Genomic DNA, 283 nt, shown 5'->3' on the forward strand with positions numbered 1-283 from the left:
CTTGCGACGGCTGTCCTGATTCAGCTTACCGTCACGTGTCAGGATGTGTAGCTCCTTGAGCAGTTCCAGCGATTGTCCGGGTCGGATTTCATGCTTTTCCTGACTTGTGCTTGCAGCTGCAGTGGCTTGAACTTGGGTCGGCTGTGTTGCCGATTTTTTTGCAGACTTTTTCATGGCGGTATCCGGTGTACTGATCTGGCATCATAAATCCATTCCGGCCCCGGTGGGGAAGTTTACCTGTCCTGCGGGAGCAGGCAAATGCTGTCACTATCAATGGTTACCG

1 pseudogene is annotated in these 283 nt (G+C 52.7%); it reads right to left on the reverse strand.

Features of this window, described 5'->3' with window-relative positions:
- Window positions 1-174: pseudogene (locus KDM89_RS22695) on the reverse strand (SAM-dependent methyltransferase); the annotation flags it as partial.
- Window positions 175-283 lie beyond the last annotated feature (109 nt).

The sequence above is a fragment of the Cognatundibacterium luofuense genome (genome assembly GCF_018139685.1).
Classification (GTDB): Bacteria; Pseudomonadota; Gammaproteobacteria; order Burkholderiales; family Burkholderiaceae_D; genus Undibacterium; species Undibacterium luofuense.